General features: G+C 72.0%; 6 protein-coding genes. All 6 read right to left on the reverse strand.

Annotated elements, in window-relative coordinates:
* Positions 1-25: 25 nt before the first annotated feature.
* From ccrA to ABZV77_RS03105, 6 genes are read right to left on the reverse strand one after another with little or no spacing between them, the layout of a single operon-like run.
* Positions 26-1,348: a crotonyl-CoA carboxylase/reductase gene (gene ccrA, locus ABZV77_RS03080; protein ID WP_356249639.1), complete on the reverse strand. Its 1,323-nt coding sequence runs from the start codon at positions 1,346-1,348 to the stop codon at positions 26-28.
* Positions 1,349-1,350: 2 nt separating this feature from the next.
* The gene (locus tag ABZV77_RS03085; protein WP_356249641.1) at positions 1,351-3,216 is read right to left on the reverse strand and encodes a condensation domain-containing protein; all 1,866 of its coding nucleotides are present in this window, start codon (positions 3,214-3,216) and stop codon (positions 1,351-1,353) included.
* The gene (locus ABZV77_RS03090) at positions 3,213-4,793 is read right to left on the reverse strand and encodes an AMP-binding protein (RefSeq protein ID WP_356249643.1); all 1,581 of its coding nucleotides are present in this window, start codon (positions 4,791-4,793) and stop codon (positions 3,213-3,215) included. Before ABZV77_RS03090 ends, ABZV77_RS03085 begins: the two co-directional genes overlap by 4 nt.
* A complete protein-coding gene (locus tag ABZV77_RS03095; RefSeq protein WP_356249645.1) occupies positions 4,790-5,050 on the reverse strand; it encodes an acyl carrier protein in 261 nt (86 codons plus the stop codon). The genes ABZV77_RS03090 and ABZV77_RS03095 overlap by 4 nt, the downstream gene beginning before the upstream one ends.
* A gap of 50 nt (positions 5,051-5,100) precedes the next feature.
* Positions 5,101-6,552: a methylmalonyl-CoA mutase family protein gene (locus ABZV77_RS03100; RefSeq protein WP_356249647.1), complete on the reverse strand. Its 1,452-nt coding sequence runs from the start codon at positions 6,550-6,552 to the stop codon at positions 5,101-5,103.
* The gene (locus ABZV77_RS03105; RefSeq protein ID WP_356249649.1) at positions 6,536-21,451 is read right to left on the reverse strand and encodes an amino acid adenylation domain-containing protein; all 14,916 of its coding nucleotides are present in this window, start codon (positions 21,449-21,451) and stop codon (positions 6,536-6,538) included. Before ABZV77_RS03105 ends, ABZV77_RS03100 begins: the two co-directional genes overlap by 17 nt.
* Positions 21,452-21,477 lie beyond the last annotated feature (26 nt).

The raw sequence follows: 21,477 nt of genomic DNA on the forward strand, positions 1-21,477 counted from the left end.
GTGTCTGCGCTCCGAGCCGACTGCGTCATGCCGTCATCAGCGGGCTGATCCGGTCCTCGCCGATCTGCGCGCGCAGCGCGGGGTCGGTGACGCCGAGGCCGCTGGCCGGCGCCAGGCAGAGCACACCGACCTTGCCGAGGTGTTCGTTCAGCTGGATCATGCGGGCGGCCTCGCCCGTCTCGTGGAACGGGTACACCTCGGACAGCATCGGCATCACCCGGCCGCGCTGGATGAGGCGGTTCGCCTGGTACTGCTCGTACAGGTTCGCCCCGTGGCTGCCGACGATCTTCTTCAGCCGCATCCAGAGGTAGCGGTTGTCGAAGGTGTGCTGGTAGCCCGTGCTCGACCCGCAGGTCACGATGGTGCCGCCGCGCCTGGCGATGAACACCGAGAGGCCGAAGGTCTCGCGGCCGACGTGCTCGAAGACGATGTTCGGGTCCTCGCCGATCTCACGCCTGATGATCTTGCCGAGGCGTTTGCCGGTCGCCACGGTGACGTCGGGATCGGCGGAGATCTCGCCGATCTCGCGCCGGTCGATGACCAGTTCGCAGCCGAGCTTGCGGGCGACCTCGGCCTTCTGGTCCGAGCTGACGATGCCGATCGGTATGCCGCCGCCGTTGCGGACGAACTGCACGGCGTAGCCGCCGAGACCGCCCGCCGCGCCCCAGATGAGCACCACGTCGCCCTGGCGCATGTTGGCGCCGCGCTCACTGACGAGCATCCGGTAGGCCGTGCCTGCGCACAGCGGGTTGCTGGCCGCCTCCTCCCAGGTGAGGTGGGCCGCCTTGGGCAGCAGCTGGCTGGCCCGGACGACCGCGTAGTCGGCGAGGCCGCCGAAGTTCGTCTCGAACCCCCAGGCCCGCTGCTCGTCGCCCATCATGCCGTCGTGCTGGGTGAGCGGTTCCTGGTCGTCGACGTGGGCCGTCGCCACGGCGACGTGGTCGCCGATCTTCCAGTTGCGCACGCCGCTGCCGACGCGCACGATCACTCCGGCGGCGTCCGAGCCCAGCACGTGGTACGGCTGGTCGTGCCGGGCGGCCCAGCCGCCCTGCTTGCCGTAGTGGCGCAGGAAGTTGAAGGTGGGCAGCGGCTCGAAGGTCGCGGACCAGATCGTGTTGTAGTTCATCGCCGCCGCCATGACGGCGACCAGCACCTCGTCGGGGGCGAGTTCCGGCATCGGAACCTTGCCGAGGTGGATGGATTTGCGGACGTCCTTGTCCTCCACACCGGAGAAGATGCCGATGTCCTCGGTGCGCAGGTAGGCCGCGTTGTATTCGGCGGGGACCGGAAGGCCTTCAAGTACGTCGGGCGAGGCGCCCGCGATCACAGCTGCCGAAAGCTCGTCCATGGTCATCCTTCTTCACTGTCAGCGTCGGTGCTGAGGTCGGGGTCGGGGCTGGTGTCGGGGTCGGGGTCGGAAACGGTGATTCTGATGCGGCCCGGCAGGTCGCTGCCGTGCAGCCAGGTGCGCAGATGGGCGCGGATGTCGCGCGCGCTCGGCGCGTCCTCGCCGGGCCCGGTCACGGTGAGCACCGCGGTCTCCGTCCTGGCCTTCTCCATCCGCACCTCCGCTTCCCGGACCCAGGGGTGGGTGCGGGCGACGCGGGCGACGGCGGAGGCGTCGATCAGGCTGCGGGTGCGGATCCACCGGCCGTCCTGCGGCCCGAGGAGCCGCACGAGGCCGTCGGCGGCGACGTATCCGCAGTCGTCGGTGGGGACCTCGCGCCCGTCCGGCAGGTGGGCCCGGACCGTCCCCGCGATGGAGCGCGGCAGCGGCTGTCCCGACCGGCCGTGCACGGTGAAGGCGACGCCGTCCGCGGGCGTCAGGACGGGCGGGTGGGGAGCGTCGTCGTTCCGTACGGTTCCCGCGCGGACGCCGCCGCACAGGTACGGGGCTCCGCCGGTGGTCGGCTCCGGGCGGTCCGCGCGCGCCGCGCCGACCGAGGAGGTCGTGCGGTCGGCGGCGAGGTCGGAGACGGCGGTGCGGAAGTCGGCCAGGAGCTGTTCGGCCTCCGCCGCGCCCATGAGGTCCTGGCGGTAGTCGAGACGCACCCGGGCATGCGGCCAGTCCGCCCGGATCTGCAGGGTCCTGGCCAGCGCCGCGTTGGTGTTCGGCGTGAAGAAGTCCCATGCGGAGCGCAGGCCCGGGATGTCCAGGTCAAGACCGGCGGGCGGCCGGGGAAAGGACAGGCCGAGCTCGGTGCTGAGCCGGGCCATCGGCTTGCCGGGCACACCGGCGACCAGGTCGACGAACGGCACGCGGCGATTGCGCGCCAGTTGTGCCAGCGCCCGGCGCGCGGTCGCCACCGACTGCTCGGTCGAGGCGCCCCGGGAGATCTCCAGGGCCACGGGGACCACGTTGATCTGCAGCCCGGCGACATGGCCGGTGTGCTCGTCGCTCACGTCGGAGGCCAGGGCCAGGAGCGGGTCGGTGTTGTCGTAGACCGCCAGTTGGCGGGTGAGCGCCGCCAGGAGCATGGTGAAGGTGCTCACCTTCAGCGCCTGTGCCTTCGTGCGGAGGGCGGCGACCGCGGCCGGGTCCAGCTCGACCGTCGGCGATGCGGTGACCGTCCGCTGCCCCAGGCGGCCGCCTTCGGGCAGCGCCATCGGCGTCGCCCTGTCGACGGCGGCGCGCCAGAACTCGATGGCCTCCTCGGTCACTTCGCGGGGCGCCACCGGGGTGCCGGGCGCGGCCAGCGGCGTCGGGTCGACCGCCCTGCCCGCCCGCAGCTCCGCCAGGCAGGCGGAGAAGTCGCGGGCCACGATGAACTTGCTGCGCCCGTCGAACCCGGCGTGGTGGGCCTCGAACACGACCGAGCAGCGGTCGGGACCGTGCCTGAGGAGCCGGAAGCGGATGGGCGCCTCGGTGGCCAGGTCCCAGTGGCGGTGCTGTTCGGGCAGCTCGCGCCAGGCCCGGACGGCCGCACGCTCGGCGCCTTCCTCGCACGGCAGGTCGCCGTGTCCGAAGGAGCAGGCCTCCTGGGCGGACAGCACGCACTGGCGCAACTGCCCGTCGACGAGGCGCAGGACCGACCGCAGCGGCTCGTGCCGGTGCAGCACGGCCTGTGCGGCGGTCTCCAGGTGGTGTGCGTCGACCGCCCCGTGGAAGGTCGCCACGAAGTAGCCGCCGCCGCTGATCGACGGGTCGATCGTGGCCTCCGCCCACAGCGCGTACTGTCCGGCGTCCGCGGGCCTGTCGTGCAGGATCGTGGTCATGCGCGGCCGCCCCGCTCGCGCCGCCGCCTGCTGCGGTCCTCGTTGATCAGCGTGACGATCGCCTCGCGGTCGATCTTCCCGCTGGGCGTCCTCGGCAGTTCGGGCAGTTCCGTCACGGAGACCGGGACCGAGACCTCCGGCAGGACCTTGCGCAGGCGCTCCAGCGCGGCGGCCTCGACCGGCCCTGTGCATCCCTCGCGGAGGACGACCGCGGCGCGCAGGCTGGCGTGACCCGACTTGGTCGCCACCATGGCCGTCGCGGCGGCCGCGATGTCGGGGTCCGTGAGCAGTTGCGCGTCGACTTCCAGGAGGTCGACGCGGATGCCGCGGATCTTGATCTGACTGTCCACGCGGGACAGGAAGCGCACCCCGTCGTCGGTGAGTTCGACCAGGTCGCCGGTGCGGAAGGCCCGGGTGTGCCCGGCCGGTGAGGGCGCGATGGCGACGTAGCGCTCGGCCGTCAGCTCCGGGCGGCCCAGGTATCCCTCCGACAACGGGTGCCCCGTCACGAGGAGTTCGCCGATGTGCGGGGTCTCCGGGGACTCCGGGTCGATGAGCAGTTCGCAGCCCGGCAGGGGGACGCCGATCGGCGGCAGATGGGGCCAGGCGTACGGGTCGGGACCCAGGATGTGCGAGGTCACCATGGCGGACTCGCTCTGCCCGTAGTGGTTGACCAGTCGGCAGCCGGGCATTCCGGCGAACATCGCCCGGATGTCCTCCGAGCAGACGACCTGCTCACCGGCGGTGTTCACCTCGACCAGGTGCAGCTGGGCCAGGGTGTCGGGCCGCGCCGTCACCGCCAGCATCTGCAGGGCGACGAACGGCAGGAAAAGCCGCTCGACCCGGTGCTCGGCCAGCCAGCGCAGCAGCCGCCCCGGCTCGCGGCGCAGCTCCTCCGGCATGACCGCCAGCGTGCCGCCGCCGCACAGCGTGCCCAGGATCTCCTGGAACGAGACGTCGAAGTTCAGCGGCGCGAACTGCGCCGTGCACAGGTCGGGGCGCGGCGAGTGGGACGCCTGCCACTCGGCCATCGCGTCGATGCAGCGGTGGCTCAGGGCCACGCCCTTGGGCCAGCCGGTCGACCCGGAGGTGTAGATGACGTACGCGGGCAGCTCGGGATCGCAGTCGACCGGGCGCAGGTCCAGGGACGCGGGTACGCCGGGCGGCGTGCCGATGTCCACCAGCGGGCCGTCGTAGCGCACGCGCGTGTGCTCGGTGGTGATGACGGCGCGCGGCGCACAGTCGTCGATCATGAACTGCAGGCGTTCGACGGGGTACTCGGGGTCCAGCGGGACGTACGTGGCGCCGCGCAGCATCACTCCGAAAAGCGCGGCGACGGCGCCCGCGCCGCGCGGCCGGGACACCGCGACGCGGTCGCCCACGCCCACCCCGGCCGCGGCCAGGTCGGCCGAGACCGCCTGCGCCCAGGCCGCAAGTTCCGCGTACGTGTAGGAGCGGTCGGCGTCGACCACCGCCGTACGGTCCGGGTGGTCGGTGACGCGGCGGACGAATGCGGTCAGGAAGCAGTCCGGCGTCGCCGGGCCGCCCCAGAGCGACTTGAGTTCCTGTGTGGTCATGCGACCGTCCCCCGCTGTGCCTTGGCGGACAGCTCCTCGTCGACGGCGTCCACGAACTCTTCGATGGTGGGGTTGTTGAATATCAGGTGCAGTTCCGCCTCCAGGCCGTACTCGCGCTCGACGAGGGCGAGGATCTTCGCGGCCACGAGGGACTCGCCGCCCAGGTCGAAGAAGTTGTCCTCGGGTGTGAGGCCCTCTTCGCCGGTGGCCTTCTCCCAGAAGGCGATGACGGTGTCGGTCAGCTGCTGCTTGTTCATGTTGCTTCGCTATCCACTCGGGTGTTCGGAAACTTGTGCCGCGGTGCCGCTCAGGCGTGCGGCGGCGGCGCGTCGAGTCCGGCCGCGACGGCCTGCTGCATCTGGCCGATGCTGGCCCGCGCCCGCGCCGCCGCGATCATCGACTCCATGACGTTGCGGCCCGCCGCGACGTCCTCGGTCAGGGCGCGCAGCTCCGCGTCGCAGTTCCTGCGCTCGAAGGGGGTGCGGCGCCCGGGAACGACACCCGAGCGCAGTTGCCGTTCGGTGAGCCAGTCCTCTTCCTCGGACTCCTCGGCATCGACGACGCCGACCGTGGGACCGCCCCCGGTGTAGGCCATGTCGTCGATGCGCGACTCCAGCCAGCCGCTGCGCAGACAGCTCAGCAGGCCGCCGCGGGCCGCGATGTCGTCGAGCCAGCCGGTGGCCTCCGCCTCTATCTCGTCGGCGATCCGGGCTATCACGTCGGAGCCGCCGAGCGGGTCGACGTACTGCGCCAGGTCGGTCTCCTTCAGGAGGATCTGCTGGACCCGCAGCGCGACGCGCGCCGAAAGCTGCCCCGGGGTCTGCGCGGCCTCGTCGAAGCCGCACACGTGCAGGGACTGGACCCCGCCGAGGACGGCCGCCATGGCCTGGACGGTGGTGCGCGCGATGTTGTTGAGCGGCTCGCTTGCGGCCAGCGCGGAGCCGAAGGTGTTGACCTGGATGCGCATCCGGGTCGACTTCTCGTTGGCGGCACCGAAGAGGTCGACCATACGGGTGGCGTACATCCTGCGCAGCACCCGGAACTTCGCCGCCTCGGCGAGGACCTCCATATGGGTGCCGAAGATGAAGCTGAGCCGCGGTGCGACCTCGTCGACGGTGAAGCCGCGGGCCAGCATGCCCTGGAGGTACGCCTCCGCGTCGGCGATGCCGAGCGCCACCTCCATCGACCGGCTCGCACCGGCTTCGCGGGCGTGCCCGCCGGAGATCGACACGGGGTTGACCTTGGGCAGGTGGCGTACGCAGTACTCGATGACGTCCAGCGAGAAGCGGAAGCTGTCGTCCAGGTCGAACACGAACGCCTTGCGGGCGGCGTGTTCCTTGAGCATCTCGTTCTGCAGCGTGCCGCGCAGCAGCGCGGGGTCGACGCCCGATTCCTCGGCGACGACGACCCACAGGGCGAGGATCATCGGCGCGGTCGCGTTGATGGTGAACGAGACCGACACCTGGTCCAGCGGAATCCCGTCGAACACGGCGGCCAGGTCGTCGACGGTGGCCACCGAGACGCCCGCGCGGCCGACCTCGCCGACGGCCGTCGGGTCGTCCGGGTCGAGACCCAGCTGCGTGGGCAGGTCGAAGGCGAGGGAGAGCCCCGTCTCGCCGCGGTCGAGGAGGTAGTGGAAACGCTTGTTGGTGTCCATTCCGTCGCCGAGACCGGCCAACTGCCTGATCGTCCACGGCCGGGACGTATATCCCTTGGGATGAATTCCGGCCTCATAGGGAAACTCACCGGGTTTGGTCATCGTCGCCGCCTTCCAGTTCTGCGTGCAGCCGGTCGCCATAGGTGTCCAACACGTCGGTACTCAATATGTCGTTGTGTTCGCATTCCACCGCGATCTCGGTGACCTGACCGGTGACATGGGGTGTCCAGTCGCGTGAATAGCCGGGGTCGAGTTCCTTGCCCATGGCCTGGAACACCACGGCGGCGCCGCTGAACACGTCCGGTGTGTGGCCGTGCCAGAGTTCCGAGTTGAATCGGAGGTTGTGCACGACATGGCTGATCATCCAGGCCGGTGGAATGGCCGCGCCGAGGGAGGAATGGCTTTCGATCCATTCCACCAGCTGTTCCTGAGTGGTCAGTTCGGGCGGCGCGGGCAGGTCGACGTTCTTGGAGACGAAGTACCGCAGTACGTCGATCTCGTCGAATTCCTCGTCCGGTGAGCGGGACGTGCCGGATTCCACCAGGGCCGCGTCGAGCAGCACGAGCCGCCGCACCTGCGCTCCCCTGCGCTCAAGGACCGTGGCCAGCTGGTGCGCGACGACACCGCCGAAGGACCAGCCGAGCAGGTCGTAGGGGCCTTCGGGCTGTTCGGACTGCACGAGGTCGGCGTAGTGCTCGGCCATCTCACGTACCGTGCCGGGCCGTTGGCCGTCGTCGAGGGTCTGCTGGATGCCGATGATCGGGCGCCGCACGGCGCCGCCAAGGGCCCGGTAGGCCCAGCTGACGCCGCCGCCGGGGTGGATGCAGAACAGCGGGCGTCCCGTGCCCTGGCGCAACTTCACGACCTGGGGCATCTCGTCGGACGCGGACCAGCTGTAGAGCTGCCTGCTGAGGCCCCGCACGGTCGGCGCCTCCATCAGGGCGCGCACGCCGATCTCGGTGTCGAACGCCTCTCGTACGGCGGCGACGACCCGCATCGCGGACAGCGAACTGCCGCCCAGGTCGAAGAAGGAGTCGTCGACCCCGACCCGCGGCACCTCCAGGACCCGGGCGAAGACCCCCGCGAGGATCTCCTCCACCGGTGACGACGGCGCCCGGAAGACACCGCCGGTGAACTCCGGCTCCGGAAGGGCCCGCTTGTCCAGCTTGCCGTTGACGGTCAGGGGCAGCGCGTCGATGACCATGACCGCGGCCGGGACCATGTACTCCGGCAGCCGCACGGCGAGCTCGCCTCGTACGGAGCCGCCGTCGACCCGCACGGCCGGGTCGGCGGGCACGACGTAGCCCACGAGTTGCTTGCCGGATTCGGTGGTGCGCACGGTCACCACCGCACGCTCCACCCCGGCCACGTCCGCGAGGGCGGCCTCGACCTCGCCCAGCTCGACCCGGAAGCCGCGGATCTTCACCTGGTCGTCCGAGCGCCCGACGAACTCCAGCTCACCGTCCGGGTTCCAGCGCACCAGGTCTCCGGTGCGGTACATCCGCGAGCCCGCAGGACCGAACGGGCACGCCACGAACCGCGACGCGGTCAGACCGGCCCGGCCGACATAGCCCCGGCCGACGCTGCGGCCCGCCACGTACAGCTCACCGACCACACCGACGGGTATCCGCCGCAGACCCGCGTCCAGGACGAACAGCGCGTCGCCCGGCACCGGCGTTCCGATGGGGGCCGCTCCTGTGCCGGGCTTCATGGGCCCGCTCATGGAGGCGTAGAACGTCTCGGTCTCGCCGTACCCGTTGATCATGGACCGGCCGGGGGCCCAGCGCTCGACCAGCGAGGCGGAGCACGCCTCGCCGCCCACGAAGACGGTGTGCACCTCGTCCAGGCCCTCGGGCGAGAGCATTTCGAGCGCCGACGGGGTCTGGTTGACCGTGGTGACCCGCTCGGCGACGAGCAGCCGGTGGAAGTCGTCGGCGGAGTGCACGGCGTGCTCGGGGACGACGACCAGGCGGCCGCCGTGCAGCAGGGCGCCCCACATCTCCCACACCGACACGTCGAACACATAGGAGTGGAACAGCGACCACACCTGATCCGGGGTGGGCTTGAAGGACCGCTCCGAGGGGGCGTACATCTGCGTGACGTTCGCCTGGGTGATGCCGACGCCCTTGGGGACGCCCGTCGTTCCCGAGGTGTAGGTGATGTAGGCGAGCAGGTCGGCGTCCGGCAGCGGCAGCGCCTCGGTCGGCTGTGCGGCCGTCGCGGGGTCCTCGACGTCCACGACCGGGACGCCGGACGCCTCGACGCGGTGGGCGAGGCCGACCGTGGTCAGGACCGCAGCGGGCGAGGCGTCGCCGAGGACGAACCGCACGCGCTCGTCGGGGTGTTTGACGTCGATCGGCACGTAGGTGGCGCCCAGCTTCAGCAGCGCCAGGATCGCCGTCACGGTGTGCTCCGAGCGCGGCAGCAGCAGCGCGACGACGTCGCCCGTGCCCACGCCGCGCCCGGCAAGGAGGTGCGCCAGCCTCGTCGACGCTTCGTCCAGCTCCCGGTACGTCCATGACCTGCCGTCGAACACCAGCGCAACGTCGGCGGGCCGCAGCCGCACCTGCTCGGCGAAGAGCCGGGGAATCGAGGGGTCGTCGGCCGCGTGACCCAGCACCGACCGCTGGCCGAGGACGTCGAGGTGCGCCAGCTCCTGCTCGTCCAGGAGGTCGATGGAGAGCACCGGGCGGTCCGCGTCGGCGAGCAGCGTACTGAGCAGCCGCTGCCAGCGGGCCACGAGGCGCTCGACGGTCGCGGCGTCGTAGACGTCGGTGCGGTACTCGACCACGCCGCCGATGCCCGCGGGGCGGCCGGAGCCGTCGAGCCGCTCACGGAGGCTGAAGGTCAGGTCCATGCGGGCGGTCAGGGTGTCCGCGCGCAGCGGCGAGATGTCCAGGCCCGGCAGGGAGAGGTCGGGCAGGGTGACGTTCTGCCAGGCGAACAGGGCCTGGATCAGGGGGTGGTGGGCCTGGGTGCGGACCGGGTTGAGGCGGTCCACGAGCGCGTCGAAGGGCACGTCCTGGTGGGCGAAGGCGTCCAGGCTGCGTTCCCGCACCTGCCCGAGCAGATCGGCGAAGCTCATCTCGCCCGACACCTCGGTGCGCAGCACCAGGGTGTTGACGAAGAACCCGACCATGTCGTCGAACTCGGTGCGGCCACGGCCCGCCGTCGGCACACCGAAGGCCACGTCCGAGCTGCCGCTCAGCCGGGACAGCAGCACCGAAAGCGCCGCCGACATCACCATGAACGTCGTCGCGTTGTGCTCCCGCGCCCTGCGCGCGACGAGCTCCTGCAGCTCCGCGGGCCACTCGACGAGGACCTGGCCGCCCCGGTGGTCGGCGACCACGGGGTAGGGCCGGTCGGTCGGCAGCTCAAGGAGGCCCTCGAACCCGGCGAGCTCCTGCTCCCAGAAGGCCGTCTGGCGGCCCAGCCGGGTGTCGGGGTCGGCTTCGTCGCCGAGGAGCCGGTGCTGCCAGAGCGTGAAGTCGGCGTACTGCACCGGCAGCGGCTCCCAGACCGGTTCCGTCTCTGCGCTGCGGGACCGGTATGCGGTGAGGAGGTCACGGACCAGGGGTGCCAGGGACGAGCCGTCGCCCGCGATGTGGTGCACCACCAGGGCGAGGCGGTGCTCCGTGGCGGAGACCCTGAAGATCCTGGCGCGGAAGGGGATTTCGGCGGCCAGGTCGAAGGCGTGGCGGGTGACCGTGCCGACCTCGTCGTCCAGTTGCTGTTCGGTCCAGGCCGTGGCGTCGCTGACGGCACAGGCGAAGTGCGCCCGGGCCACGTCGAGCACGCGCTGTTCGGGCACACCGTCCACGGCCGGGAACACCGTCCGCAGGCTCTCGTGCCGGGCCACGACATCGGCGACCGCCGCGGCCAGCGCATCGACGTCGAGCGAACCGGTCAGCCGGAGCACCAGCGGAATGTTGTACGTCGCCGACAGCCCCTCCAGCTGGTGGATGAACCACAACCGGCGCTGCGCGAACGACAGCGGCAGCCGCTCCGGGCGCACGACAGGCTCCCAGACCTGGCCGTCGCCCGACGGGTCGCCCACGAGACGGGCCAGGCCGGCCACCGACGACGCGTCCAGCAGCGCGCGCACGCCGATCTCGCGGTCGAAGGATTCCCGTACGGCCGCCACGACCCGCATCGCGGACAGCGAGTTGCCGCCCAGGTCGAAGAACGAGTCGTCCACGCCGACCTGCGGCAGGTCGAGCACCCGCGCGAAGATGCCGCAGAGGATCTCCTCGACCGGCGATGAGGGGGCCCGGTGCGCGCCGCCGGAGAACTCTGGCTCGGGCAGGGCCCGCCTGTCCAGCTTGCCGTTGACGGTCAGCGGCAGCTCGTCGATGACCACGACGACGGCCGGGACCATGTACTCCGGCAGCCGTGCGGCCACCTCGGCCCGTACTGTCGCACCGTCCACGCCCGCGCCGGTGTCGGTGTCGGTGTCGGTGTCGGCAGGCACGACATAGCCCACCACCTGCGCACCGGCATCGGTGTCCCGCGCCACCACCGCGGCGTGCGCGACCCCGGCCACGGCGGCCAGCGCGGCCTCGACCTCGCCCAGCTCGACCCGGAAGCCGCGGATCTTCACCTGGTCGTCCGAGCGCCCGAGGTACTCCAGCTCGCCGTCGGCGTTCCAGCGCACCAGGTCGCCGGTGCGGTACATCCGCGAGCCCGCGGGCCCGAACGGGCACGCCACGAACCGCGACGCGGTAAGTCCCGGGCGGCGCACATAGCCGCGCGCCACACCCCGCCCCGCGATGTACAGCTCGCCGACGACGCCCGTCGGCACCCGGCGCAGCCCCGCGTCCAGCACGAACAGCGCGGCACCCGGCACCGGGGAGCCGATGGGGGCACCGTTGCCGGGCCGCATGGGGGCGCTCATCGAGGCGTAGACGGTGCCTTCGGTCGGGCCGTAGGCGTTGATCACCTCTCGGCCGGGGGCCCACCGGTCGACCAGCTCGGCCGGGCAGGCCTCGCCCCCCACGAAGACGGTCCGCACCGAGTCGAGCCCCTGCGGCGACATCCGGCCCAGGGCGGACGGCGTCTGGGTCAGGACGGTGACGCGCTCCTTCACGAGCAGGTCGTGGAAGTCGGTGGCGGAGCGGACGGTGTCGTCGGAGGCGATGACCAGGCGGCCGCCGTGCAGCAGGGCGCCCCACATCTCCCACACCGACACGTCGAACACATAGGAGTGGAACAGCGACCACACCTGGCCGGGCGACAGCTCGGACGTCCGCGAGGACGTGGTGAACAGCTGCGTCACGTTGGCGTGGGTGACGGCGACGCCCTTGGGGGTGCCGGTGGTTCCGGAGGTGTAGATGAGGTAGGCGATGCGGTCGGCGTCGGGGGCCGGGAAGTCGCCGCCGACCGGCCTGTTCTCCCCTGCCGGTTCCGCGACGTCCACCACGGTGACGTCGTGTCCGCGGAGCCGCTCCGACAGCTTCGCGGTCGTCACGACCGCCGCCGGTCCGGCATCCCGGAGGACGAACGCCAGCCGTTCGTCCGGGGTGTTCACATCGAGGGGCAGATAGGCCGCGCCCAGCTTCAGCACCGCGAGAACGGCCGTCACGGTGTGCTCCGAGCGGGGCAGCAGCAGCGCGACGACATCGTCCGCGCCCACGCCACGCCAGGACAGCACCCGCGCAAGGTCCGTGGAGGCCTCGTCCAGTTCGTGGTACGTCCACGACCGGCCCTCGAACACCACCGCCACGTCGTCAGGACGCTGCCGCACCTGCTCGGCGAAGAGGGCGGGCACCGACACCGCGGCGGCCTGCTCCGGCTCCGAATCCGGCAGCACGGCGCTCCGCTCCGACAGGACCGGCCGGTTTCCCAGCACGTCCAGCCGCGCCAGCTCGTCGGCGTCGAGCACGTCGATCGTCGCGAGCGGGCGGTCGGCGTCGGCGGCCATGGCGGTGACCAGCGTCTCCAGCCAGGCCAGGATCCGTGCGGCCGTCCGCTCGTCGAAGACGTCGGTGCGGTACTCCAGACGGAGCCTCAGCTGCCGTCCCGGCCAGGCCTGCAGGGCGAGCGGGTAGTGCGTGAACTCGCGGCTGGAGGCGATCCGGATGCCGAGCCCGTCGCTGTCGAGCTGTCCGCCGGACGCCTTCAGCGGATAGTTCTCGTACACGAAGATCGCGTCGAAGAGCCGCTGGTGGCCCGCGGCGCGCTGGATGTCGGCCAGCGCCATGAACTGGTGTTCCATGCCGTCGTGATGGGCGTCCCGGAGCGTGCCGATCAGCTCGGCCGCGGTCGTCGAGAGGGTCGTGCGGGCACGTACCGGGACCGTGTTGATGAACATGCCCACGGCCGACTCGCTGCCGGGCAGGTCGGCCGGGCGGCCCGAGACCGTGGTGCCGAAGACGATGTCCTGGCCGCCGGTCAGCACGCCGAGCAGGCGCGCCCAGGCGGCCTGCAGCACGATGTTCATGGTCGTGTTCCGCGCGCGGGCGAGGCGCTCCACGGCGCGGGTGACACCGGCCGGGAGGTCGGCCCGCAGCAGCGCCCGCGCGGCGGGCCCCGAGCGGTCGGCCGGGTCGACGAGGGTCGGCGTCTCCAGGTCCGCGAGCAGGTGCTGCCAGTGCCGTCGCGCGGCGCTCCAGTCCTGCGCGGCCAGCCACTCCACATAGCCGCGGAAGGCGGGGGCGGGCGCCAGGGACTCCTTGCGGTAGGCGGCGAAGATCTCGCGGAGGAGGATCTGGATCGACCAGCCGTCCACCACGATGTGGTGCACGGAGAGCACCAGCTTGTGCCGGTCCGGTGCCGTCCCGTGGATCAGGATGCGCAGCGGCGCCTCGTCGGCGAGGTTGCTGCAGGCGGCCAACTCGGCGTCGAGCAGGGCTTGTTCGTCACCGTCGCGGTAGTCGCCTTCGACCACGGTCCACGGCACGTCCGGCCGCTTCGGAATGATCTGTACCGGCTCGGTGAGCCGGTCGGAGACGAACCGGGCCACCAGGTTGGGGTGGCGTGCGACCACGGTGCGCACGGCCTCGCGCAGGCGGGACACGTCCAGCGCGCCGGATATCTCGATGCCCAGCTGCACGGTGTACAGCTCGGTGGGCTCCGCGCTGTCGGAGCGGCGGTGGAAGAGCAGACCGGTCTGGAGCGGGGTCAGCGGGAGGAGGTCGGCCGGTTCCACGGTCTGCGCGAGCCGGTCCAGCTGCTGCTGGGTGACGGCCGTGGGCAGCACGTCGGAGGGCGTGAGTCCGCCGCCGCCGTGCTGCACGTACGCGGCGATCCCGACGAGGGCGTCGTGCCAGCGCGCGTGCAGCTCGGTGATGTAGGAGCGGTCGATGCGCGCGCCCGCCCAGCTCCAGGTGGCATGGAGTTCCGACCCCGCGCCGCTGCCGAGCACGACCGCGTTGATGTCGACCGTGTGCGGCAGCAGCATCGGCCGGGAGCCGAAGCGCCTGGCCTCCGGTGATTCGAGCGGACCGAGGATCCGCCAGTCGCCGGGGCGCTCACCGGGCTGCGGCGTGCTGCGGCGGCCCAGGTAGTTGAAGCCGACCGCGGGATCCGCGCCGGGCAGGTCCGCACCGCCGTCGAGGTACTTGAGCAGGCCGTACGTGATCCCGTCCGGGACGGCACGCAACTGCTCCTTGGCGTCCTTGACCCAGGCGCCGAGGGCCGGGGCACCGGCCAGGACCGTCGCCCTGTCCAGCGACGACGCGGTCAGCGCGACCGGGTACTTCGCGGTGAACCAGCCGACGGTGTCCGTCAGATCGGTCCCGGCGCCGACCTCGTCGCGGCGCCCGTGGCCCTCCACGTCGATACGGAAGGGGGCGCCGAAGTGCTGGTGGTGCTGGGCCAGTGCCGTGCCGAGCGCGATGAGCAGCAGCTCCTGGACGTTGACGTGCAGGGCCGCGGTCGCCTCGGTCACCAGGACGTCCGTCAGCTCGGCGTCGACCGAGACCGACAGCTGCTCCACGTCCGCCCAGGTGTCGGTGGACCGCTGGGTCGCGGGCAGCAGCGCGGCGGCCTGCTCGATGCGCTGCCAGCTCGGCAGCCGGTCGGTGACCTCCGGCGTGGTGGCGTACTCCGCCAGGCTCGTGGCCCAGCGCCGGAACGAGGTGCCGCTGGTCTCCAGCGCGATGTCCCGGCCCTCGGCGAGGTGCCGCCAGCCCGCCGCGATGTCCCGCTGGATGATCCCCCAGGAGACGGCGTCGACCGCCAAGTGGTGCACGACCAGCAGGAGTTGGCGGGCCGGTGCGGACCACACTGCCTGCACCATGGCCCCGCGGTGCGGGTCGAGCCCGCGCACCGCGGCGGTGAATGCGTCGTCGGTCAGCTCCTCGACGACGGTGACGCGGTCGGCGGCGTCCACCGAGCCGACGGGCGGGATCGTCGGGTTGCCCGGCTCGCCCGGCGGGACGTCGTCCATCCGCAGCCGGAGCATCGCGTGCCGGTCGAGCAGCGCCTGGAGGAGCGCGACCACGTCACCGTGCTCCGCCTCCGACGGCGCCTGGAACAGCATGGTCTGGTTGAACTCGTCCGTCGGCGCCGCCAGGGAGTCGAGCCAGCGGATGATCGGCGTCGCCGTGAGGGGGCCTGTGTCGTCGTCCGGTTCGAGGCCCGACTCGTCCGGGCCCGACTGCTGGAGTACGCGGGCCACGCGCGCCACGGTCTGCTCGACCAGGATGTCGCGGGGCTTGCAGTGCAGTCCGGCTGCCCTGGCCCGGGACACCACCTGCATGGAGGAGATGCTGTCGCCGCCGAGGTCGAAGAACGAGTCGTCGACACTGACCCGTTCGACGCCGAGCACCTGCGCGTAGATGGCCGCCAGGCTCGCCTCGGCGTCGGTGGCCGGGGCCCGGTAGCCCTCCGTGTCCCCGTGTTCGGGCGCGGGCAGGGCCTTCTTGTCCAGCTTGCCGTTGCCGGTCATGGGCAGCGCGTCCAGCAGCACGACCGCCGCGGGCACCATGTACTCGGGCAGCCACTCACCCGTCAGACGGCGCAGCCGGGCGCCGTCCAGTGGGCCCGTGCCGTCGGCATCGGCGACGACGTAGCCGACGAGTTGGCGGTGTCCGGGCCGGTCCTCGCGGACGACGACCGCGGCCTGTCCCACGCCGGGGGCCGCGCGCAGCACCGACTCGATCTCGCCGGTCTCGACCCGGTACCCACGGATCTTCACCTGGTCGTCGGCGCGCCCGACGTACTCCAGTTCACCTTCGTGGTTCCAGCGCACCAGGTCGCCGGTGCGGTACATCCGCGAGCCCGCGGGACCGAACGGGTCGGCCACGAACCGCGACGCCGTGAGGCCGGGACGGCGCACATAGCCGCGCGCCACACCGCGTCCCGCGACATACAGCTCACCGGCGACGCCCACCGGCACCCGGCGCAGTCCGCCGTCGAGGACGAACAGGGCGGTGCCCGACCCTGCGGCGCCGATCGGCACCACCCCGTCGGCGGCCAGCGGCCTGCTCATCGACGCGTAGACGGTGCACTCCGTCGGGCCGTAGGCGTTGATCATCGCCCGCCCGGGAGCCCAGCGTTCGGTCAGCTCGGCCGGGCACGCCTCGCCGCCGACCAGGAGCACCGCGATCGACTCCAGTCCCTCCGGGGAGAGCCGGGCCAGCGCGGACGGCGTCTGCGTCAGGACCGTCACCTGTTCGGCGACGAGCAGCTCGCGGAAGTCGAAGGGCGAGTACACGACCTCCTCGGGGACCACGACCAGGCGTCCGCCGTGCAGGAGCGCACCGCACATCTCCCACACCGCGAAGTCGAAGGCGTAGGAGTGGAACAGCGTCCAGACGTGGTCGTGCGGCTGCAAGGAGCCGGTGCCCAGGGGGTCGGTGCCCAGCGGGTCGGTGCCCGGGGCGCCGGACGCGGCGAGCCGCTGGAGGTGCGTGACGATCAGGTCCGCGATGCCGCGGTGGGTGACCGCGACGCCCTTGGGGGTGCCGGTCGTGCCCGAGGTGTAGATGACGTAGGCGGCCTGGTCCGCGGCGGGGTACGGCAGGGCGGCGGTGGACTGCCGGGCGACGGCCGGGTCCTCGACGTCCACGACCGTCACCCGGTCCGCGTCGACCCGGTCCGCATCGACCCGGTCCGCGAGCTCGCGGAGGGTGAGGACCGCCACCGGCGCGGCGTCCTCCAGCACGAACGCCACGCGCTCGTCCGGATGGTTCACGTCGATCGGCACATAGGCGGCGCCGAGCTTCAGCACCGCGAGCACCGACGTCACGGTGTGCTCCGAACGCGGCAGCAGCAGCGCCACCGTGTCCCCGGCACCCACCCCGCGCCCGGCCAGCAGATGCGCAAGCCGCGACGACGCCTCGTCCAGCTCCCGGTACGTCCACGAGCGGCCCTCGAACACCATCGCCACGGCGTCCGGTGCCCGCGACACCTGGCGGGCGAACAGCTCCGGCACCGACACGGCGTCGAACGGCTCCGCCAGGACCGCCCGGTTGCCCAGCACGTCCAGCTGCGCCTGCTCCGCCTCGTCCAGCACGTCGAGCGACGCCAGCGGACGGTCCGGCTCGGCCGCCATGGCGGTCAGCAGCCGCTGCCAGCGTGCCGCCATGCGTTCCACGGTTTCGGCGTCGAAGAGGTCCGTGCGGTACTCGACGATCCCGCTGATGCCCCCGGGACGGCCGTTGTCCGTGAACCGTTCACGGAGGCTGAACGCCAGGTCCATCCGGGCGGCCCCGATGTCGACCGAGGCGGTCTCCATGCCGAGTCCCGGCACCGGGATGTCGGGGACGGTGTCGGTCTGCCAGCCGAACAGCACCTGGACCAGCGGGTGATGGGCCTGCGTACGGACCGGGTTGAGCCGTTCCACGAGCGCGTCGAAGGGCACGTCCTGGTGCGCGAAGGCGTCGACGCTCCGCTCCCGCACCTGCCCGAGCAGCTCACCGAAACTCTGCTCGCCCGAGACCTCGGTGCGCAGCACGAGGGTGTTGACGAAGAACCCGACCATGTCGTCGAGCTCGGTGCGTCCCCGGCCCGCCGTCGGCACGCCGAACGCCACGTCCGAGCTGCCGCTCAGCCGCGACAGCAGCACCGAGAGCGCCGCCGACATCACCATGAACGTGGTGGCGTTGCGTTCCCGCGCGACCCGCTGCACCAGCTCGTGGAAGTCCGCGGGCAGCTCGACGGCGACGCGGCCCCCGTGCTGGTCGGCCTCCGCCGGGTACGGCCGGTCCGTGGGGAGTTCCAGCCTGCTGGGGAGCCCCTCCAGCGCCCGCTCCCAGTACTGCACCTGTCGGCCGAGCACACTGCTCGTATCCGCTTCGTCGCCCAGCAGCGCGTGCTGGCGGAGCGTGTGGTCGGCGTACTGGACGGGCAGCGGCGACCAGGCGGGCGCGTGCCCCTCGGTGCGTGCTCCGTACGCGGTCCACAGGTCGCGCAGGAGTGGTGCCAGCGACCATCCGTCGACCGCGATGTGGTGCATGACGAGCACCAGTCGGTGTTCCGTGGGCGACACCGCGAAGAGCGTGGCCCGGAAGGGCACTTCGGCGGCCAGGTCGAAGGTGTAACGGCCGCATGCGCCGACGGCGTCGGTGATCCGCGCCTCCGTCCACGTGCTGGCGTCGACGACGTCCCAGCCCGCGTCCGCATCGGCCAGGGCGGCCAATTCGACGATTCGCTGCTCCGGCACACCGTCCACGGCCGGGAAGACCGTCCGCAGGCTCTCGTGCCGCCCCACGACATCGGCGACCGCCGCGCCAAGGGCACGGACGTCCAGCTCACCGGTCAGCCGCGACACCAGGGGGATGTTGTACGTCGACGACAGCCCCTCCAACTGGTGGATGAACCACAGCCGGCGCTGCGCGAACGACAGCGGCAGCCGCTCCGGACGCGCCACGGGGACCCACGCCGCACCGCCGTCGGCCGGGCTGCCCACCAGCCGGGCGAGCCCCGCCACCGAGGGGGCCTCCCACAGCGCCCGGACACCGATCTCGGAGCCGAAGGACTCCCGCAGGGCCGCGATCACCCGCATCGCCGACAGCGAGTTGCCGCCGAGGTCGAAGAACGCGTCGTCCACGCCGACCTGCGGCAGACCGAGCACCCGCCCGAAGATCCCCGCGAGGATCTCCTCCACCGGCGACGACGGCGCCCGGTACACCCCGCCGGTGAACTCCGGCTCCGGCAGGGCCCGCTTGTCCAGCTTGCCGTTGACCGTCAGCCGCAGGTCGTCGACGACCATGACCACCACGGGGACCATGTACTCCGGCAGGTGCCCGGCGACCGCACCGCGCACCACGGCGCCGTCCACGCCCGCCGAGGCGTCGGCGGGCACCACATAGCCCACCAGCTGCTTGCCCGCGTCGGAGGACCGCACCACCACGGCGGCCCGCTCCACCCCCGCGACACCGGCCAGCGCGGCCTCGACCTCGCCGAGCTCCACCCGGAAGCCACGGATCTTCACCTGGTCGTCCGAGCGGCCCACGTACTCCAGCTCGCCCGCGCGGTTCCACCGCACCAGGTCGCCCGTGCGGTACATCCGCGAGCCCACGGGGCCGAACGGGCAGGCCACGAACCGCGACGCCGTGAGACCGCCACGGCCCAAGTAGCCGAGGCCGGCACCGGGTCCCGCCACGTACAGCTCGCCGACCACGCCCACCGGCACCCGGCACAGCCCCGCGTCCAGCACGAAGAAGGCCAGGTCGGCGAGGGGCACGCCGACGGGGCTGACATGGCTGTCCAGGTCCGCCGCGACGATGCTGCGGAAGGACGCGTGGACGGTCGTCTCCGTCGTGCCGTACATGTTGATCAGGTGCGGCCAGGTCGCGCGCTGCTCCAGCCACCCCCGCAGCTTGGACGGCTCCAGGGCCTCGCCCGCGAAGACCACGGCCGCCACGGCGTCGAGGCGAGCCCCGGGTTCCTGCCGCAGGTCGGCGGCCTGGAGTGCGTAGAACGCCGACGGCGTCTGGCTCAGGACGGTGACGCGTTCGTCGACGAGCAGCCGATGGAAGTCGGTGGCGGACTGGACCACGTCCTCGGGGACGACGACGAGGCGCCCGCCGTGCAGCAGCGCGCCCCACATCTCCCACACCGACACGTCGAACGCGTACGAGTGGAACAGCGACCAGACCTGGTCGGCGGAGGGTACGAACCCCGGAGCCGTCGAGGTGAAAAGCCGCGTGACGCTTGCGTGGGTGACCGCGACGCCCTTGGGCACACCGGTGGTGCCGGAGGTGTAGATGATGTAGGCGATCCGCCCGGAGTCGGGGAGGGCCGGGGCCGTGACCGGCTGCGCCGCCGGGCCGGGGTCGTCGACGTCGATCACCGCGACGCCGGACCCGTCGATCCGGTGGGCCAGCGGAGCCGTGGTCACGACGGCGACCGGAGCCGCGTCGCCGAGGATGAACGCCACCCGCTCGTCGGGGTGCTTGACGTCGATCGGCACGTACGTCGCGCCCAGCTTCAGCACGGCCAGGACCGCGATCACGGTCTCGGCGGAGCGCGGGAGCAGGAGGGCGACGGCGTCCCCCGCGCCCACCCCGCGACCGGTCAGCACGTGCGCCAGGCGGGCCGACGCCTCGTCCAGCTCGCGGTACGTCCACGTGCGGCCCTGGAACACCACTGCCGCGGCGTCCGGTGTCCGCGCCGCCCGGGCCGCGAAGAGCTCGGGTATCGACGCGCTGTGGGTGGGCCCAGTGAGCGCCGCACGGTTGCCCAGCCGGTCGAGCTGCGCGCGCTCGTCGTCGTCCAGTACGTCGATGGAGAGGACCGGCCGGTCCATGTCGGCGACCATCGCGGCGAGGATCCGCTCCAGGCGGGCCACCATCGACTCGACCGTCGCCGCGTCGTACACGTCGGTGCGGTACTCGACCACGCCGCCGATGCCCGCCGGTTCGCCGGAGTCGGTGTGCCGCTCGCGCAGGCTGAACGTCAGGTCCATGCGGGCCGCGCGGGAGGTGGTGGGCACGGTGTCGGCCCGTACGCCCGGCAGTGCCAGCTCCGCGGAGATGTTGTTCTGCCAGCCGAGCATGACCTGGACCAGCGGGTGGTGCGTCTGCGAGCGGGTGGGGTTGATCAGGTCGACCAGGGCGTCGAAGGGAGCGTCCTGATGCGCCGAGGCGTCCAGGATCCGGCCCCGCACCTGCGCCAGCAACTGGCGGCCCGTCATTTCGCCTGCGACGTCCGCCCGGAGCACCAGCGTGTTGGCGAAGAAGCCCACCAGGTCGGCGAGATCGGCGTCGCGCCTGCCCGTGGTCGGGACACCGAACGCCACGTCGGGGCTGTTGCTCAGCTCGGACAGCAGCAGCGACAGGGCGGCCGAGACCACCATGAAGCCGGTGGACCGGTTCTCCCGCGCCACCTTCCGCACCTGTTCCTGCAGCGACGCGGGCCACTCGACGGGGATCCGGCTGCCCCGGTGATCGGCGACCGCCGCGTAGGGCCGGTCCGTCGGGAGCTCGAGCCGTCCCTCGAAGCCGTCGAGCGCCTTCTCCCAGTACCGCAGGTGACGGCTGAGCGCGCTGTCGGGATCGGACTCGTCGCCGAGCCTGTCGAGCTGCCGGAGGGTGTGGTCGCTGTAGTGCAGCGGCAGCGGCGCCCAGCCGGGGGCCTCCCCTGCGACCTGCGCGGCGTACGCCACCTCGACGTCCCGCAGGAGCGGTGCGAGCGACAGCCCGTCCGACGCGATGTGGTGCATCACGAGCACCATCACGTGCTCGTCGTCGCTCACCCTGAACAGCCTTGCGCGGAAGGGGATTTCAGCGCTCAGGTCGAACTCGTACCACGCCGTCCTCCCGACCGCGTCGTCCAGTGCGTCCGCCGACCACCCCTCGGCGTCGACGACCTCCCATCCGAACTCCGCCCCCGCCGCGTCCAGGATGCGCTGTTCGGCCACGCCGTCCACGGCGGGGAACACCGTCCGCAGGCTCTCGTGCCGCCCCACGACACCGGCGACGGCCGCACCCAGCGCCTGAACATCGAGTCCACCGGTCAGCCGCAGCACCAGTGGAATGTTGTACGTCGACGACAACCCTTCCAGCTGGTGAATGAACCACAACCGACGCTGCGCGAAAGACAACGGGATCAATGCTCAACCTTACTTACGGCGGGCAG

This window comes from Streptomyces sp. NPDC004732 (assembly GCF_040609235.1).
Lineage (GTDB): Bacteria > Actinomycetota > Actinomycetes > Streptomycetales > Streptomycetaceae > Streptomyces.

What these genes read in the sequence shown, in the direction of transcription:
- ABZV77_RS03100 (WP_356249647.1), bottom strand. Translation starts at nt 6,552, where the DNA reads ATGACCAAACCCGGTGAGTTTCCCTATGAGGCCGGAATTCATCCCAAG.
- ccrA (WP_356249639.1), bottom strand. Translation starts at nt 1,348, where the DNA reads ATGGACGAGCTTTCGGCAGCTGTGATCGCGGGCGCCTCGCCCGACGTA.
- ABZV77_RS03085 (WP_356249641.1), bottom strand. Translation starts at nt 3,216, where the DNA reads ATGACCACGATCCTGCACGACAGGCCCGCGGACGCCGGACAGTACGCG.
- ABZV77_RS03090 (WP_356249643.1), bottom strand. Translation starts at nt 4,793, where the DNA reads ATGACCACACAGGAACTCAAGTCGCTCTGGGGCGGCCCGGCGACGCCG.
- ABZV77_RS03095 (WP_356249645.1), bottom strand. Translation starts at nt 5,050, where the DNA reads ATGAACAAGCAGCAGCTGACCGACACCGTCATCGCCTTCTGGGAGAAG.